This window comes from Streptomyces sp. NBC_01012, assembly GCF_045162755.1.
Classification (GTDB): domain Bacteria; phylum Actinomycetota; class Actinomycetes; order Streptomycetales; family Streptomycetaceae; genus Streptomyces.
The window spans coordinates 494282-511726 of record NZ_CP108688.1 but is presented as its reverse complement, the minus strand read 5'-3'; the positions used below and the strand labels follow the sequence as shown (position 1 = coordinate 511726).

Genomic DNA, 17445 nt, shown 5'->3' with positions numbered 1-17445 from the left:
TCAACCCTCTCTCTCATGCTTCTTCCACTGTGCTGCGCCGGTTGACCAGCCACACCGCGGCGGTCGAGATCACCACGAGGACCACGGCCAGGGCGCTCGCCGTCGGGTTGTCGACACTGGAGGTGAACGTGTCCCACAGGACCACCACCAGGGTGCGGTTGTCCGAGCTGGTCAACAGCAGGGCGATGGGGAGCTCTCCCAGCGCGTGGGCGAAGACCCAGAGCCATGTCTTCCACAGCGTCGGTCGCAGCAGGGGCAGCAGCACCGTCCTGGTGACGGTGGCCGGCCCCGCCCCGGTGACGCGTGCGGCCTCGATGAGTCCGTCGTCCAGTTGCACCAGCGCCGTCTGCACCATGCGTGACCCACGCGGGAGGAAGCGGGTCACCAGCGCCACGACGATGATCCACACGGTGCCGTAGATCGGGATGGGGACGTACAGGTAGAGGAACAGGACGGAGGCGCCGAGCACCACGCTGGGAATCCCGAAGACCGCGAACTGCGTCTCGAACAGGAGCGTGCTGCCCGGGAACGAGCGTCGTGACGCCGCCACCGCGATCCACACCGACATCGCGGTGGTCACCGTGGCGGTGACCAGGACGACCTCCGCCGTGTTGACGAGGATCTTGCCGATGTCCGGGATGTCCAGCAGATGGCTGTAGTTCGCGAACGTCATCGAGTGCAGCCCTGACCAGGTGATGGGCCGGGTGTACGGCGAGAAGCTGGTCCACAGCAGGGCGAGGATGGGCAGGACGATGCCGATGAACATGTAGACGCAGACGATGACGAAGACCGGGATCCGCCAGCGTCCCAGGCTCACCCTGGTCTGACGGTAGCCCTTGCCGACCACGACCCGGAAGCGGTGTGTGTCGCGGACACGGCGTCGGTAGACGGCGAGCATGACGAGCGACACCGCGAGGATCAGGACACCGTAGGTGCTGGCCTGGCCGTAGTTGGGGACTCCACCGGGCGGCTGCAACGAGTACTGGATGAGACTGCTGAAGACGAAGATCTTGTCCGGCAGTCCGAGGACCGCGGGAATGGCGAACCCCTCCAGCGCCACGACGACCAGGAGAATCCCGGACGCGGACACGGCGGGTGCGACGAGGGGGAGCACGATGAGCCGCAGACGGCGCCACAGCGAGGCACCCACCGTCGCCGCCGCCTCCTCCAGCTCGGGATTGAGGCGCGCGAAGGCCGGGGCGATCATCAGGTACATGCTGGGGACCCCGAAGATCCCCATCACCAGAACCATCCCGGGTATGGAATAGATGTCGATCTGTACGCCGAAGACCTTGTGGATGAGGATCGCCAACGGGCCGTTCGCGGGATTGGCGACCAGAGCCCACGCGATCGCCATCACCGTGACCGGAACCGCCATCGGTGCCAGGGCCAGTGGGCTCAGCACCCGGCGCCCCGGAATGTCGGTCCTCTCGAAGAGATAGGCGAGGGAAAGGCTGAGCACCAGGGCGACGACGAGCGAGCCGACCACATAGATCAGGGTGTTGAGCGTCACCGACCCCAGCCGGCTGGACTCGAAGACCGCGGAGAAGTTGTCGAGCGAGAAGCCGGGAACGTCGAAGGGGAGCTCGGTGGTGGACGGCTTGAGGCTGCTGTAGACGAGGATCGCGAGGGGGACGAGGACCAGGTATCCCACCAGGACGACCATGGCCAGGTTCAGCAGCGAGCCCGCCACCGACGAAGTCCTCGCCCTTTTCGAGGCGGAACGGGTGTCCAGAGTCCTCGGAGGTTCCGTGGGGGTCGGTGCCGGTGGTGTCTCTTCAGTCTTCAGGGCCATGATGGACCTCCAATTCTGGACACGGTGTCCTTGCCACTAGCCGACATCGGTCCCGAATTCCTTCTCCACCTTGGGATAGAAGCCGGAGAGCGTCTCGTACTTCTCGAGCGACTTGGTGCCGTGCCACTTCAGGTTCGCGTCGCACAGGGCCTGAAGGACGGCGGTGTCGCTCGGATCGGAACAGTCGGTGTCGACGGGTATCCGGGAGTTGTAGGTCTCCCCGAGCAGCTTCTGGGCCTTGTCGGACGACAGGAACGAGGTGAGAAGTGCTGCGGCGGCGGGGTGCGGGGCACCCTTCGGTACGTACAGATAGGACTCGCTCGCGCTGGTCGGTGAGACCGGTGCGATGGCGACGGGCGCGCCCTTGTCCTTCGCGGCGAGGGCCAGGCTGGCCAGGCTGGTGCCGATGCTGACCTCGCCGGACTCGACGGGTGCTTCGGCCTGGGTGACGTTCGGCGCGTAGTGCGGGTCCTGGGTGGCGAACTTCTTGGCCCACGCCAGCGCCTTGGTCTCGCCCATCGCGTCGTCCAGGTCCCATACGGACATGAAGGAGGCGCGTGACTCGGCCGAGATCTTGCCGCCGGACCACTTGGGGTCGAGCAGATCGTCCCAGGTCTTCGGCACATCGGCCGGTTTCACCTTGTCGGTGTTGTAGGCCCAGACCTTGGGTGTGGCCCAGACGTAGACGAAGTTGTCGGCGAAGATGTCATCCGCCTCGATGCCGTACTTCGCCCAGTCGACATCACCGGCCAGCTTCACCGCGGGGCTCATGGTGAGCCCGCCGGCGTTCGCCACGTCGATCGACACCTTCTTGGCGGCCTGCTCGATCCTCAGCTGGCTGACCTGGTCGGGCGCCTTGACGTTGGTGTACTTGACCTTGATACCCGGGTAGGTCTTCTCGAACAGGTCGATGGCCGGCTGCATCTGCGCTTCCGGGTTCCAGGACGCCCAGTTGACCTCGCCGTCCTCCTTCGCCTGCTTCACCAGGTCGGCCTTGGACGAGGGGAGTCCGGGCTGCTCGTCCCCCGCTCCGCAGCCTGTGGCGGCGGCCGTCGCCAGCAGCGCGAGCGCTGCCGCCATGGCGGCGCGCCGCCGTAGCACCTTGCTCTTCACGGTGTGGCTCATCGCCATCCCCTCCTCGGGGTTCGCGCCCGGCATGCTGCCGGGCACCTGGTCGTCGTCGCGCGTCGAGCGACACTTGGTAGGTCCGCACCACGCTGCGGGAGGGCTCGATCAGTACGAGGCGCGTGGGCACACGTGATCCGCACGTCGACGGCTGTGGGTGTGGCCGCCCACGTACTACGGTCGATGTGGGTGGGCGCTGTGCTGCGGCGAGGGGACGACGGTGGGTCGACTGCCGCATGACAGCCATGCGCGGCTCAAGCGCTTTGTTGAACAAAATGGACCGTAGCACCGGGTCTCTCCGCCGTGAACCCTGTCGTACGAAATTCCCGTGCGCTCGCTATTTCAGCCTGTCCTGCCCCTGTACGGGGGGCTGTACGGCCATGCGCAACGCCGCGTAGGAGGCCGACGGCCGGTGCCCTGTCTTTCCGTGTTGGCATCAACCGTTGTTGGACAATGAGGCTGCGGCGACCTTCGGAGACCGGGAAGCTCGCCACGATCCGCCGACGGATGGCCGTGCGACGCCACGTCGCCTCCGCGAGAGGTGCGTCGCCCCGGAACGTCCGGCCCGCCGAGAGCTGAACCGCACCGGCTTCAAGAGGTCAGATTGTTTGACGATTCTTGTGCACGATCCTTGTGTCTGTGCGGAAACGGCTGTTAGCTTCCCTCGCATTGTGCAACAAAGTCATGACGAGGAGCTGACATGAGTACGCATCTCACGGTGGCACTGCGTCGTTACCCCCACACCGAGCCGCTCCTCGACGGCGCTCTCGCGGCCGCCGGCTGCGAGCTGGACTTCCCCGAGATCGAACCGATCCACCGGGCGTTCGCCCCCATGGTCCGTGAGCTGCGGTACGACGTGTCCGAACTCGCCGTCGCCACCCTGCTGCAGGCCGTCGAGGCAGGTGTCCCCGTCGTCGCGCTGCCCGTGGTCCTCCACGGCAACTTCCACCACCGGTCGATCTCCGTGTGGGGCGGTGAGAACCGGCTCCGCCCCGAGTACCTGCGCGGACGACGGGTCGGCGTGCGCTCCTACAGCCAGACGACGGGCCTCTGGGTCCGCGGCGTGCTCAGCGACACCTACGGGGTGCGGGCCCAGGACGTGACCTGGGTGACCAGGGAAGGGCCGCACGTCCTCGCCGCGCCCGAGCCCTCGAACGTCGAGCGCACATCGCGCGGACTGGTGGACGCCCTGCGCGACGACGATCTCGCCGCGGTCGTCATGGGCGCACGCTCGGCCGACCATGTGGACGGCCTGGTCCCCCTCGTCGAGGACTGGAAGGCCCGGCAGGAGGACTTCCTCGCGCACCACGGCTGGGTTCCGGTCAACCATCTCGCCGTCGTGCGCAAGGACCTCGTCGAGTCCCGGCCGGACCTCGTCCGCGCCGTGTACGAGGCGCTCGGCGCCGGGATCGACGCCGCTCGCCCCTCCGAACCCACCGGCACGACCCGCGAGCTCGTGGTCAGGCACGGAGTCAGCGAGCCCCTGCTGGCCACCCTGCGGACCGCCATCCGCTACGCCCGCGAGCAGGAACTCATCACGGGTGACCTGGACGCGGAGGATCTCTTCGCCGACTTCCACCGGTACGTGGGCCGGCCCTGACCCGCAGGAAGCCCCCGTACGAAGCCTCAGCGACACCGTTCGAAGGAGAATCGATGCGCTATTTCGACACCCACACCCACGCCATATCCAGCGACACGGACGCCTACCCGGTCCGGCCGCTCGGCGGACGCCAGTCCGAGTGGTCCCGCACCAGGCCGGTCGACGTCTCCGGCCTGATCCGGCACCTGGACGCCGCGGGTATCGAACGCGCGGCACTCGTCCACGCGTCGACCATGTACGGATTCGACAACCGGTACGCGGCCGACGCGCTGGCCGAGTACCCGGACCGGCTGGTCGGCGTCTGCGCCGTCGACTTCCTCTCCGACACGGCGGTGCCCGACCTCAGGTACTGGATCGAGGAGCGGGGCTTCAGCGGTGTCCGCATCCGTGTGTCGGACGGCACCACGAAGGTTCCCACTCCGGGCGCCGGTCTTTCGGACGGACGGATGGGCGCGGTGTGGGACTACGTGGAGAGCCGCGGTGTACCCGTGTGCATCCAGATGCACTCGAAGGACACCGGCAAGCTCGTCCAGGTACTTGACGCACACCCGGCCCTGACCGTGCTGCTCGACCACGCGGGGCGCCCCGACGCCGGAGGCGGGCCTTCGTACCCGCGCCTCGGTGAACTCGGGCAGCTGGCCCGCTTCGCCGGGGTCCACCTCAAGATCACCCCTCCGGCACTGCGCCGGCTGGAGGCCGAACCGGGCGCCGACGTCACCGAGGTACTGCGACGCCTGGCGGACACCTTCGGGACCGGGCGCCTGATGTGGGGATCGAACTTCCCGGCCTCCGACGGCACCCTCCAGGACCTGCGCGACTCGATCGAGAGCCGGCTGTCCTGGCTGGCGCCGGACGAGCGGGCGAACGTCCTCGGCGGCAACGCCGCCCGTGTCTACCACGTACCGGTGACAACAGACAGCCACTGAGCACCCGCGACGGCGGACAACGGCGGACACGACACCACATGAGGACGGAACGGCGATGCGACAGGAACGAAGGAGCAGGACCCCGGGCCGCAGGCGGCTCGCCCTGGCCGCGGCCACGGTGCTGGTCACCGCGGTCGGGATGACCGGCTGCGGGAAGAAGGCCGAGAGCGCCGACCTCCCGGCGTCGATGAGCGCCCTGGTCGAGCAGGCCAAGAAGGAGGGCGAGGTCGACTGGTCGGTACCCAAGCCGCAGGAGCAGATGCAGCCGGCGATCGACCTCTTCGAGAAGAAGTACCCCGGCATCAAGGTCAAGTACACCAACACCAAGGCTCCCGACCAGGTGAGCCAGCTCAAGATGGAACAGGCGGCCCGCAAGGTGTCGGTCGATGTGGCCAACGCCGGCGGACTCACCGTGGTCCCCTCCTCCGCCATGGCGGACGACATCGACTGGTCGAAGTACGGCATCGACGCCGAGAACATCTTCGAGCGGAGCATGGTCTACATCTGGGCGGTCCCGAAGGTGTGGGCCTACAACACCGACAAGGTGAAAGCGGCCGATGTGCCGAAGACCTGGGACGACCTGCTGGACCCCAAGTGGTCGGGCGGCAAGATCTCGGCGGAGTCGCGGGCGTCGTTCCTGACCGTGTGGGACGCCGGTCCTTCCATGGGCGAGGCCAAGGCGCTGGCCTGGGCCAAGAAGTTCGCCGCCCAGAAGCCGCACTTCACACCCAACACGACGCAGTCGGAGGCACCGATCGAGTCGGGGCAGGTGAGCATCGGCACCAGCCTGATCAACCTGGTCCTGGAGGCGAAGGGCAAGGGCGTACCCGTCGAGGTGGCCCCGCTCTCCCCGACGAACGCCAACGAGTCCTACCTCTACGTCCCCAAGGGCGCTCCCCACCCCGCCGCCGCGGTGCTGCTCACCTCGTTCCTGTCGTCCGACACGGCCCAGAGCGCACTGGCCAAGACGTACAACTCCCGGATCCCCGTGAGCACCGACTGCTCGGACCCGAGTGGTGTCCCCGTCCTGGAAGCGATCTGCAAGGCGGGTCTGAAGTGGTACCCGACCGCGACGCTCGATGAGTACAACCAGCTCACCGCCTTCTTCCCGAAGGGTGAGAAGGCGCTGGGCACGAACGTTGGCTGACCATGAACCGGGCCTGCCCGCCGGCGCGCCCGCGCCCGACGCCGGCCGTGACCCGCCGCCCCTGGCAGGGCCCGCGGCCGCGGTCGGCGGCGCCGGGCACCGGGGCAGCTTCGCCTCGCTCAGGAACAGGAACTACCGCCGGTTCTCGATCGGGCAGACCTTGTCCGTGGCCGGCAACTGGATGCAGAACATCGCCGTCGGCTGGCTGACGCTCGAACTCACCCACAGCGGCACCATGCTCGGCATCGTGACCGCGGCCAGGTACCTGCCGATCCTGCTGCTCGGCGCCTGGGGCGGCCTCATGGTCGACCGCCATGACACCCGCAGGCTGCTGCTCCTCACCCAGATCTGCTTCGCGGTCCAGGCCGCACTTCTCACCGTGCTGTCCTGGACCCACAGTGTGACGCTGCCGCTGCTCATCGGGCTGATGCTCGTGCTCGGCGTCACCAGCGTCTTCGACAACCCCGCACGGCAGAAACTGATCAGCGAGCTGGTCGGCAGGGCGCACCTGGCCAACGCCATCGCGATCAACTCCACCTTCGTCAACACGGCCAAACTGGCAGGTCCCGGCGTCGCCGGCTCGGTGATCGCCACCCTGGGAGTGGCCCCGTGCTTCGCCCTGGACACCGTCTCCTTCCTGGCCGTCATCGTCAGTCTGCTCAGGCTGCGGACGGAGGAGATGTATCCGGCCGAGCGTGAGGTGCGCGCCAAGGGGCAGATCCGCGCCGGTCTCGCCTACATCCGCCGCACGCCCGAACTGCTGTATCCGATGATCATGGTGTATGTGACGGGGATCCTCACCTGGGAGTTCCCGGTGAGCCTGCCGCTGCTGACCACATCGGCGTTCGGGGCGGGCCCGGTGGGTTACGGCACGGCGATGGCCGTGATGAGCGTGGGCGGAGTGCTCGGCGGCCTTGTCGCGGTACGCCGCCGCCGGCTCAGCACCCGGTCCCTCTCGGTGTCGGCGATGATCTGGGGCGCCCTGATCATCGCCGCGGCCCGGGCGCCGAGTCTGCCGCTGGCCATGGTCGCTCTCGTGTTCGTGGGCTCCGCCTCGATCACGTTCAACTCATCGGCCAAGACCTTGATGCAGCTCACCGCGGTGCCGCAGATGCGGGGGCGTGTGCTGTCGGTCTGGGCGATGGGCTGGCAGGGGGGCACGGTCGTCGGAGGCCCTGCCGTCGGCGCCGCCGGTGCGTCATGGGGAGCGCGCAGCGCGCTGCTCGTGGGCGGACTCGCTGCGGCGGCCGTTGGAGTCGTCGTACTGGCCCTGACCTTGTTTGTCCGACAGTCAACCAGGCTGGGTTCAGGTGATTCCTGTGAGAAGTAGGCAGGTGCCTGCAAGCTTCTTGTGTACCCGGAGTGCTGGTGTTACGTTCGCATTACTGGTTGTCGGACAATCTCAGTGGGGCTCAGTATTACCGAGATTGCTCGGACGCAGCACCGCCACAGCACAGCCACCCATGAACGCCGCCCAAGGCGCGAGCGCACGGCCCCGCTTCATCTCTTGCGAGGAGGAGGCCGAGGAGGCAGATATGTCGACCACACAGAGCAACTCCCACCCCGAGGCACTCCGCCTCGACCACGTCACTCTGCAGTTCCCCGGCACGCACCGGCCCGCGATCGAGGATGTGTCGTTCAAGGTCGACCGCGGCCGGGTCGTGGCCGTGATCGGACCCAGCGGATGCGGGAAGAGCACCATCCTCAACCTGGCCGCTGGACTCCTCACCCCCACGGAGGGGGAGGTCCACTACGCCGGCGAACAGGTCACCGCCGTCAACTCCGATGCGGCATACGTGACTCAGCAGTCCCACCTGCTGCCGTGGCTGAGTGTCCGGTCCAACATCGGCCTGGCGCTGAAGTTCCGCAAGGTCCCCAAGGAGGAGCGCGACGAGCGCATCGCCCGATGGGTCGAACTCGTCGGTCTGACCGGCTTCGAGCACCACTTTCCCCGGGAGTTGTCGGGCGGGATGCAGAAGCGCTGCGCGATAGCGCGAGCGCTGATCTACGACCCGTCCATCGTGCTGATGGACGAGCCGTTCGGCCCGCTCGACGCCATCACCAGGCTGGAGCTCCAGCAGGAGCTGCTCAACATCTGGCGGGAGCAGAACGGAACCCTCGTCTTCGTCACGCATGACCTCAACGAGGCCATCTACCTGGCCGACGAGGTCGTCGTGATGTCGAAGGGGCCCGGCACGATCCGCCGTGTCATCCAGGTGCCCTTCGAACGCCCGCGCCAGATCGGCTCGCTCGTCGAGTCACCCGAGTTCTCGGAGCTCTACAACGACCTCTGGGGCCTCTTCGCCGCCGAGCGGAAGGCCGCCGCGTAACACGGTCGTGCCCACCGTCGCACCCCAAACCGCCCTGCCGGCTGTGCCGTCATGCCCTTCCCCGCCCATGACCGGCGCACCTGCCTCCCAGTGAGGTTCACCGCTTTGATATCGATCACGGAAGAGATTCCCGTACCGAGTCCGCCCGGACGTGTCTGGGAGGTCATCTCCGATCCGTCGGCCGTAGTGTCCTGCATCGGCGGAGCCGAGCTCGGGGCTTCGCACGACGACGGGTCCTTCGACGGCACCCTGGCCATCAGGTTCGGCGGACTCCGGGTCAAGTTCGCCGCCCGCATCTCCCTCGACCTGGACGAGTCCGCACACGAGGGCCGTCTCACGGCCCGCGGCGCGGACGGGCAGGGTGCCACCCGCTTCAGTGCGAGTGCCACGTTCCGGGTCGTCGAGGGGGACAGCCCGGACTCCTCACGGGTCTTCTGCGACGGCGAGATCAAACTCAACGGCAAGCTCGCCAAGCTGATCGAGTCGGGCGCCGGGATGGTGGTCTCCAGGATGACCAAGGAGTTCACCGAGCAGCTCGTCGAGACATGCGCGACCCCCGCCGAACCGGTCGCGGCGGCCGAACCCGTCGAGTCGCCCGCGACCGTCACCCCCGTCCCCGCCCCCGCCCCGGCGGAGGCCCCCGTCGAGCCGCACCCGGCCCCGGGGCCACGGCCCACCGGGCTGTTCGCCCGTCTGCGGGCGTGGTGGGCAGGACGGCGGTCCGGACGCCAGGGGCAGCCTTCGCGGGGTTCGCGGAACACATCCGGTGGAGCGATCGGCCAGGGAGGTCGGCGATGACAACATCCAGGCTCAACAAGGTGATCGGCGCGCTGGAGGCGGGTGAGCATGTCCTCGCGACGTTCTCCGCGGCCGATCCCACGTCCGCGGTCGAGCTGAGCAACTCGGACTACGACGCGGTGGTGTTCGAGATGGAGCACAAGCCGTGGGACATCAACGCGCTGAAGGACAGTTTCCAGTACCTGCTGAACAGGCGGCGGGTCTTCGAGGCGGAGAGCCTCGCACCCGATGTGACCCCCATCGTACGGATCCCCGCCAACGGCGCGGAGAAGGCGCAGTGGCACGCCAAACAGGCCCTTGACCTGGGTGCGTTCGGCATCGTCTGGCCACACATCTCCACGGTGGAGGAGGCCCGCAACGCCGTTGCCGCCTGCCGCTACCCCCGGCTGCCCGACGCCCCCCGCCACGAGCCGGCCGGCCTGCGCGGGGACGGCCCGCACGCCGCCACCCGCTACTGGGGCATCTCGAACATCGAGTACTACGCCAGGGCCGATGTGTGGCCGCTCGCCCCGGACGGGGAGATCCTGGTGGGCCTCATGATCGAGGACCAGCTCGGCATCAGGAATCTGCCGGACATCCTCGACCAGGTGCCGGGCATCGGGCTGGTCCTGATCGGCGAGGGTGACATGAGCCAGGAACTCGGCTTCCCCCGCCAGTACGAGCATCCGCGGGTGCTGGAGTGCAAGCGGCGGATCCTCGACATCTGCAACGAACGCGGTGTCGCCGTGGGGCATCCGCATGTGACGGCCGACAACGTCGAGCAGGCGCTCAAGGACGGCTACCGGTTCCTGATGTCGGCGCCGGTGCGCACCTATCCCGGTCTGCACAAGGCCAGGAAGCTGACCGGCCGCGCCTGATGTGGCCCGGGGCCCCTCACACACGTGACCACCGCACCGTCCACATTCCGGAGTAGTACATGATCATTGACAGTCATGGTCACTTCACCACGGCGCCCCCGGCGCTGGGGGAGTGGCGTGAGAAGCAGATCCAGGCGCTCGAGGAGTCCGGCGCCCGCGTCTCGCCCGACCAACTGCACATCAGCGACGACGAGATCCGTGGCGCGATCGGTAACGGGCAGCTGAAGCTGCAGACCGAGCGCGGCACCGACCTGACCATCTTCTCGCCGGGCGCGGGCAAGATGGCCCACCACTACGGTGACGAGCGGACCAGCCTCGACTGGTCGCGGGTCAGCAACGACCTGATCGCACGGGTGTGTGGTCTCTTCCCGGAGCGGTTCGTGGGAGTGTGCCAGCTCCCGCAGTCCCCGGGCGACGCACTGCCCGCGTCCGTACGCAACTCCGTCGCCGAACTGGGGCGCTGCGTCGAGCAGTTGGGCTTCGTCGGGTGTCTGCTGAACCCGGACCCCTCGGACGGCTACTACCAGGCACCGCCGCTGACGGACCGGGTCTACTACCCGCTGTACGAGAAGATGGTCGAGCTCGACGTCCCCGCGATGATCCATGTCGCGATGTCGAGGAACCCGGCCATGCAGGGCACCTGCGCCCACTACCTGGCGGGTGACACGGCGGCGTTCATGCAGCTGTGCGAGTCGGACCTGTTCAAGGACTTCCCGACGCTGAAGCTGATCCTGCCGCACGGCGGCGGAGCCGTCCCGTACCACTGGGGCCGCTACCGGGGGATGATGCAGGACCGCGGCCGGCCGCCCCTGGAGGAGTCGGTCCTGCGCAACGTCCACTTCGACACCTGCGTGTACCACAAGCGTGGCATGGAGCTCCTGCTCGACATCATCCCCGCGCGGAACGTGCTGTTCGCCTCGGAGATGATCGGCGCCGTCCGCAGCGTGGACCCGGAGACCGGCCGGCGGTTCGACGACACCAAATACACCCTCGACTCCATCGAAGGCCTGAGCGACACCGACCGCCGGGCGGTGTACGGGGGCAACGCGCTGCGGGTCTTCTCCCGGCTCGAAGGCGTCCTGAAGGCCCGGGCGACCGGCGCGGGTCATGAGAAGGAGTTCCAGAAGTGAAGGTCTACGAAGCACTGGCCGATGCGTTCGTCAAGGAAGGCACCAGCGATGTCTTCGGCATGATGGGCGACGCCAACATGCACTGGATGGCCGCGCTCGCCGACCGAGGAGTGCGGCTGTACGAGGTGCGGCACGAGGGCTCAGGTCTGGGCATGGCGGACGGCTGGGCCCGTGGTGCGGGGCAGCCGGGCGTGGTCACCACGACCAGCGGCCCCGGTGTCTCGCAGCTGGCCACCTCGATGCTCTGCGCGAGCCGCGCCGGCACCCCGCTGGTCGCGTTCTGCGGGGAGACCCCGCTGGGTGACGAGGGCGCCACCCAGTATCTCGACCAGCGCCGCTTCGCCGCCGCGATCGAGTGCGAGTTCATCCAGGTGACCAGGCCCGAGAACGCCCAGGAAGCCGTGCGGGACGCCTTCTACCTGGCACGGACGAAATCCAGGCCGGTCATGATCAGCGCCCCCTTCGACGTCCAGGTCGCCGAGCTGGACGACTACGAAGAGGACTACGTCCCCTCCACCGCGCTGATCGAGAAGCCCAGGCTGCTGCCCGATCCGTCCAGGCTCCGGGCCGCCTGTGATCTGATCCAGGACGCGAAGCGCGTCGTGATCATCGCAGGGCGCGGTGCGCGCACGGCGGACTCCGGCGAACAGATCCTCGCGCTCCAGGAGCGGACCGGCGGCCTGCTGGCCACCACACTCCAGGCGAAGAACTGGCTGTGCGACCGCACCGACTTCCATGTCGGCCTCTCGGGTCTGTTCGGCGACAAGCTGTCGATGGAACTCCTCCAGGAGGCGGACTGCGTCATCGCGGTGGGCGCCAGCCTGAACCACTACACGATCGAGAGCGGCTACCTCTACCCCGAGGCCAAGTACATCCAGATCGACACGGCCCCGCACCTGGTGATGGGCAACGGCAAACGAGCCGACTGCTACCTCCAGGCCGACGCCGTCACCGCCCTCGGTGAACTGACCCGGGTGCTCGACGAGCGGTCCGTCCACCTGGAGGGCTACCACACCGACCCGGTCCGCCGGCATCTGACGGGCCGGCTCCATCAGCCGGAGTACGTGCGCGAGCCCGGACGGCTCGACCCGCGCGAGGCGATCTGGATCCTGGACCACGAACTCCCGGGCGAGATGGGGCTGGTGCTGGGCAGCGGTCATCAGACCGACTTCGGCACCATGCTCTTCCAGCGCTCCCGTGACGTGCTCTCCAACTACGGCATGTTCGGTGCCATCGGCCAGGCCCCGCTGATCGCCCTGGGCCAGATGGTCGCCAAGGGCAACAAGCCCGGCTTCGTGGTGGAGGGCGACGCGAGCTTCATCATGCACCTCTCCGAATTCGAGACGGCGGTGCGCTACGACATCCCGCTGCTGGTCGTCGTGATGAACGACCAGGGTCTGGGCGCCGAGTACCACAAGGCGAAGGCCAAGGGACTTGATCCGGAGCTCGCGACGATCCCCACACCCGAACTGGGCGCGGTCGCCCAGGCACTCGGCGGCGGCGGCGCCACGGTCCGCACCGCGCAGGAGCTGAGCGACGCGCTGGCCGCGTACGTACGGGCACCCGGGCCCACCGTGATCGACGTGCGCATCACCCGCGAGGTACTGAGCACCCCGTACCGCCGCATCCAGTACGGAGAGGACGTCTGAGCCACATGAGCAGCACCACTCCCCGGGCATCGCTGAACGTGATGCTGGGCAACCATCCGCACACCCGCCCGCTGAAGGACGGGACCGTCCCCGTCGACGGGGTGGACTGCCGGTACCCGGAGTCCTCCCCGCTGCCGCCGGCCTTCGCCCGGATGGTCCGCGATCTGGCCTACGACATCTGCGAGATGCCGATGGCCACCTTCCTCCAGGCACGCGACGCCGGCATCCCCCTCACCCTGCTGCCGGCGGTGCTGGTGGGAAGCACCCACCACCGCTCCCTGACCCGCCTGCCCGACGGCCCGGAGATCCGCCCGGGGGACCTCGCGGGCCACCGCGTGGGCGTCCGCGCCTACGGGCAGACCACGGGGCTGTGGGTGCGCGGCTGGCTCCACGAGGAGTACGGGGTCACGTCATCCGACGTCACCTGGGTGACCACCGAGGACGTCCACGTCGCCCAGTACACCAACCCCCCGAACGTCGAGCGGTCCCAGGCCGGCCGGGTCGCCGACCTGCTGCACTCCCACGACGTCACCGCCGCCGTGCTCGGCCCGAAGGCCATCGGCGGACAGGGCGCGGGACTGGTCCCGCTCGTCACCGACGCCGAGAACGCGGGCCTCGCCTGGACCGAACGGCACGGCACCATCCCCGCCAACCACCTCCTGGTCGTGCGCGACGACGTCCTGCGCGACTCCCGGGACGCCGTACAGGCCTTCTACGGGGCCCTGAAGCAGGCCGTCGCGGACACCGCCGACCAGCGCGACGACACACCCGCCGGACGCGCCGTCACCACCGGATGGAGCGACGCACTCACCGCCTGCCTCCACATCGCCGGACGCTACGCCCTGGAGCAGGAACTCATCGAAAAGCCGGTGGACGTCGGGGCCATCGCGGAGAGTACGGCCTTCCTCGACGCCTGAGGAGCCCGTCCACAGGGGTGCGCCGCCCGGCGGCGTACCCACGGAGGAACACCGAGAGGAGGAGCAGCGATGGGAGAGCCCGTGGGGCTGCGCAAGCGGGGCAACCCGCCGACGCGCGAACCGGAGGTATGGACACCCGACCTGCTCGAAAAGGTCGCCTGGCGGGTGAAGGCGGCGGACGAGCCCTTCAGGGGAGTGGCCACGTCGGACGGCATACGGCCGGGGCTGTTCCCGCTGCGTGACACGGGCGCGGACGTGCGTCCGGTGTACCGGGCGGCGGAGGACTACCTGGCGGGGCTGACGGAGAAACAGCTCGCCGACGGCCGGTTCCCGATGGACGACGTGAGCTGGCGCCACTGGAACAACGGCGCCCGCTACTTCCTGCGCCACGGCATCTGTCTGGAGGAGTTCGACGACGCGGGGCGCCGGCGTGCCCTGGCCGTCATCCGGGAGAGCCTCAGCGCGGAGGGATACCGCCAGGCGGTCGACCTGATGCGTCTCAACCTCACCATCGGTGAGCTGAGCGACAACACGCACGGGCTGAACGAGTGGCTGTACTGGTTCTCCCTCTACGGGGACCCCGAGAACGGCGGCCCCTGGGGCTGGCAGCTCGACGGACACCACGTGAACATCAACTGCGTCCTCGTCGGGAACCAGATGGTCCTGACCCCCACCTTCCTCGGTGCGGAGCCTGTCGTCGCGGGTTCCGGGAAGTACGCCGGGACGGTGGCCTTCCGGGGCGAGGAGGCACTCGGCCACGAGCTGTTCACCCGGCTCGACGGCGGGCAGCGGGAGCGGGCCGTCATCGCGGACACCCTGCCGTCGGAGCTGTTCGGCGGCGCCTTCCGGGACAACTTCGAGCTCGACCAGCGGGGGCTGCGGCTCAGCGAGATGTCACCGGGCCAGCGGGAGACCGCGCGCCGGCTGCTCGGGCTGTACGTGAACCGGGCCGGCGACCGACACGCCCGCGTACGCATGGAAGAGGTGCTGACCCACGAGGGGGACACCCACTTCGGCTGGGTGGGTGACCCCGACGGCACCTTCTACTACCGCTTCCACAGCCCCGTGATCCTCGTCGAGTTCGAGCACATGCCCGGTGTGCTCTTCGACAACGACTACCCCTCGCGCCGGCACATCCACACGGTCGTCCGCACCCCCAACGGCAACGACTTCGGCATCGACCTGCTGCGCCGCCACCACGAGCGGCACCACCACGGACCAGCGGGTCCGACGGCCCACCGGAACCCCTAGCAGGAGGAGAGAGAAATGAAGTTGGTGCTCGGCCGTGACGACCTCGCGGCAGCCGCACTGTCGGCGGCCCGCGAAGCGGGTTCGGAGCCGGAGCGTGTCGACATCAAGCCGGTCCACAAGGCCTCCCGGGGCTTCGTGAACCGGTCCGACGTGGACCTCTGCGAACTGGCGATCGTGACCGTCCTGCAGGCCGTCGCCCACGGCAAGCCGGTGCTGCTGCTGCCCGTCACCACCCTGGGCCGCCACCAGCACCAGACGCTGGTGACCCTGGGGAAACTGTCGGTCGCCGATGTGGAGGGGCACAGCGTCGGAGTCCGCGCCTGGAGCCAGACCACCGGTGTGTGGGTGCGCGGCTTCCTCACCGAGCAGTACGGCGTCGACCTGCGCAAGGCGCGGTGGACGACGTACGAGGGCCACCACGTCGAAGGCGCCGTCGACCCGTCCTGGGTGAAGCGGGCACCGGAGGGGACCAAGCTGCCGGCGGACTTCCTCGACGGCCGGGTCGACTTCGGGATCATGGGCAACGAACTGCCCTCCGACGACCGTATCCACACGGCCGTCGACCACGCCCACGAGGTCGCCGACCAGTGGTCGAAGGATCAGGGGTTCATCCCGGTCAACCACGTGGTCGGCGTGTCCGAGGCCGCCGCCGCGGAGCACCCCGCAGCCGTCCTGGCCGCGTACGACGCGATGCGCTCGGTGCTCTCCGCCAAGGAGGAGGGCGGCCGGGTCGCCCTGCACCCGGTGGGCTTCGAAGCACTGCGTGCCGCGTTCACCAAGGCCGCCGGCTACGCCCTGGAACAGGACGTGATCCCGCGCGCGGTCGACTACGACGAGCTCGTCGAACGCACCTGCGTGGCCCTCGGGGTCACACCCGACCGCCTCGGCGGCTGAAGACAACGGTGCATACAGAAGATTAGGGAGAGACAGGACATGGACAAGCTCACGGTGGTTCTCGGGGACTACCCGCACGCGCAGGCGCTGCTGGACAGTGGCACCGAGATCGACGGATATGTGGTCGAGCCGGTGGAGGTCAAGCCGGTCATCGGCGCCTACCGGCGGATGATCCGGGACCTGGAGTTCGACGTGTGCGAACTGGCACCCGTCTCCTATCTGATGGCACGTCAGGAGGGCATCGCCCTGACCGCGATCCCGGTGTTCCTCAACCGGCGCTTCCACCACGGCGATGTGCAGTGCGCCGCCGACTCCGGCATCCGTGTGCCGAGAGACCTCGAAGGACGCCGGATCGGCGTACGCGCCTACTCCGTGAGCACCGGTGTGTGGGTGCGCGGTGTGCTGCGCGACCAGTACGGCGTGGACATCGACACCATCACCTGGGTCGTCGACGACGACGACCACATCGAGGGCCGCGTCCCGTCCAACGTCGAGCGGGTCACCGACGGCCGCTCACTGGGCGAGCTGCTGCGCGCCGGAGAGATCGACGCCGCCCTCACCGGCAACGCGGGGACCGGACGGGCCGGCGCCCCCAAGGCCGGCTGGACGGCGACGGCCGAACCCGAACCCGGCGCGGACCAGGGCCCCTACCCCCTCTTTCCCGAAGCCGGAACGCTTGCCGCGGACCACTACCTGCGCACCGGCATCTACCCGCTGCACTCCCTGATCTCGATCCGCTCCGAACTCGTGAAGAACGACCCGGACCTGCCGGCCAAGCTGTACGCGGCGTTCGCCGAGAGCAAGCGCCGGCACCTCGCCGCACACCCCGACTGGTCGGCCGTGCCCCGCCTCGCCCGCCAGGGCCACGCGATCGGTGGAGACCCCGTCCCGTACGGCATCACCGCCAACGAGCCCAGCCTGAACGCCATGGTGCGGTTCGGGAAGGACCAGGGGCTGCTCGACGCGGACTTCCCCGCCGACCTGAAGGCGCTGTTCGCCGCGGGCGACTACCCGGACGCCTGAACC

Annotated in this window: 15 protein-coding genes; 13 read left to right on the top strand and 2 right to left on the bottom strand. The window is 68.5% G+C overall.

Annotated features, from left to right (window positions below; genetic code table 11):
* Positions 1 to 13 precede the first annotated feature (13 nt).
* Together OG623_RS02200 and OG623_RS02195 are read right to left on the bottom strand one after the other, a co-directional pair.
* Positions 14 to 1693, bottom strand: a complete 1680-nt coding sequence (locus tag OG623_RS02200; protein ID WP_406143765.1) for an ABC transporter permease — start codon at positions 1691 to 1693, stop codon at positions 14 to 16.
* Positions 1694 to 1831: 138 nt separating this feature from the next.
* Positions 1832 to 2920, bottom strand: a complete 1089-nt coding sequence (locus OG623_RS02195) for an ABC transporter substrate-binding protein (RefSeq protein ID WP_406143763.1) — start codon at positions 2918 to 2920, stop codon at positions 1832 to 1834.
* Between the two features lie 700 nt (positions 2921 to 3620).
* On the opposite strand from OG623_RS02195, the gene OG623_RS02190 reads away from it, so the two are divergent.
* The 13 genes from OG623_RS02190 to OG623_RS02130 all read left to right on the top strand — a co-directional run bounded on the left by OG623_RS02190 (position 3621) and on the right by OG623_RS02130 (position 17442).
* A complete protein-coding gene (locus tag OG623_RS02190) occupies positions 3621 to 4520 on the top strand; it encodes a hypothetical protein (protein WP_406143761.1) in 900 nt (299 codons plus the stop codon).
* A 53-nt stretch (positions 4521 to 4573) separates the two neighbouring features.
* Positions 4574 to 5446: an amidohydrolase family protein gene (locus OG623_RS02185; protein ID WP_406143759.1), complete on the top strand. Its 873-nt coding sequence runs from the start codon at positions 4574 to 4576 to the stop codon at positions 5444 to 5446.
* Positions 5447 to 5501: 55 nt separating this feature from the next.
* Positions 5502 to 6593, top strand: coding sequence for an ABC transporter substrate-binding protein (locus OG623_RS02180; protein WP_406143757.1), 1092 nt, complete (start codon positions 5502 to 5504; stop codon positions 6591 to 6593).
* Positions 6586 to 7923: an MFS transporter gene (locus tag OG623_RS02175; RefSeq protein WP_406143755.1), complete on the top strand. Its 1338-nt coding sequence runs from the start codon at positions 6586 to 6588 to the stop codon at positions 7921 to 7923. The genes OG623_RS02180 and OG623_RS02175 overlap by 8 nt, the downstream gene beginning before the upstream one ends.
* Positions 7924 to 8128: 205 nt before the next feature.
* Positions 8129 to 8923 carry an ABC transporter ATP-binding protein gene (locus tag OG623_RS02170; RefSeq protein ID WP_406143753.1) on the top strand — a complete coding sequence of 265 codons (795 nt, stop codon included), beginning with the start codon at positions 8129 to 8131 and terminating at the stop codon, positions 8921 to 8923.
* A 105-nt stretch (positions 8924 to 9028) separates the two neighbouring features.
* Complete coding sequence (locus tag OG623_RS02165; RefSeq protein ID WP_406143751.1) at positions 9029 to 9721, top strand: SRPBCC domain-containing protein; 693 nt, start codon at positions 9029 to 9031, stop codon at positions 9719 to 9721.
* Positions 9718 to 10578, top strand: coding sequence for an HpcH/HpaI aldolase/citrate lyase family protein (locus OG623_RS02160; protein WP_406143749.1), 861 nt, complete (start codon positions 9718 to 9720; stop codon positions 10576 to 10578). Before OG623_RS02165 ends, OG623_RS02160 begins: the two co-directional genes overlap by 4 nt.
* Before the next feature lie 59 nt (positions 10579 to 10637).
* Positions 10638 to 11708 (top strand): amidohydrolase family protein, encoded by a 1071-nt coding sequence (locus OG623_RS02155; protein ID WP_406143747.1) that lies wholly within the window; start codon positions 10638 to 10640, stop codon positions 11706 to 11708.
* A complete protein-coding gene (locus OG623_RS02150; RefSeq protein WP_406143745.1) occupies positions 11705 to 13357 on the top strand; it encodes a thiamine pyrophosphate-binding protein in 1653 nt (550 codons plus the stop codon). The genes OG623_RS02155 and OG623_RS02150 overlap by 4 nt, the downstream gene beginning before the upstream one ends.
* A 5-nt stretch (positions 13358 to 13362) precedes the next feature.
* Positions 13363 to 14274, top strand: a complete 912-nt coding sequence (locus OG623_RS02145) for a hypothetical protein (RefSeq protein WP_406143743.1) — start codon at positions 13363 to 13365, stop codon at positions 14272 to 14274.
* A 69-nt stretch (positions 14275 to 14343) separates the two neighbouring features.
* Positions 14344 to 15525 carry a DUF3500 domain-containing protein gene (locus tag OG623_RS02140; protein ID WP_406143741.1) on the top strand — a complete coding sequence of 394 codons (1182 nt, stop codon included), beginning with the start codon at positions 14344 to 14346 and terminating at the stop codon, positions 15523 to 15525.
* Positions 15526 to 15540: 15 nt separating this feature from the next.
* The gene (locus tag OG623_RS02135) at positions 15541 to 16419 is read left to right on the top strand and encodes a hypothetical protein (RefSeq protein ID WP_406143739.1); all 879 of its coding nucleotides are present in this window, start codon (positions 15541 to 15543) and stop codon (positions 16417 to 16419) included.
* A 39-nt stretch (positions 16420 to 16458) separates the two neighbouring features.
* The gene (locus OG623_RS02130; protein ID WP_406143737.1) at positions 16459 to 17442 is read left to right on the top strand and encodes an ABC transporter substrate-binding protein; all 984 of its coding nucleotides are present in this window, start codon (positions 16459 to 16461) and stop codon (positions 17440 to 17442) included.
* Positions 17443 to 17445: the final 3 nt, after the last annotated feature.